This window comes from Gilvimarinus sp. 1_MG-2023, from assembly GCF_030548285.1.
The window spans coordinates 1-229 of the sequence record NZ_JAUOSC010001895.1; the positions used below are offsets into that span (position 1 = coordinate 1).

Below are 229 nucleotides of genomic sequence, written 5' to 3' on the forward strand. Positions count from 1 at the left end.
GGGAACGCCTGTCCAGGGGGTAGCGTTGCCCGCTGCCCGCATGGCATCGGCGGCGGCGGCCTGTGCCAGTGCTTGTTCGGCCGTCACGGTAATAAAGCTGTTGTAGTTATGATCCAGTTGTTGGATGCGATCCAGGTACGACTGGGTCACTTCAACGCTGGAATATTCGCCCGCGGCCAGGTCGCGGGCTATCTGGGCGATGGTTTTGTTGTGCATGGGGTCTCTGTCC

Annotated in this window: 1 protein-coding gene; it reads right to left on the reverse strand. The window is 60.7% G+C overall.

What is annotated here, in order from left to right:
- A partial coding sequence (locus Q4563_RS23285; RefSeq protein WP_303606237.1) for an amidase family protein occupies nt 1-216 on the reverse strand: 216 nt, incomplete at its 3' end.
- Nucleotides 217-229: the final 13 nt, after the last annotated feature.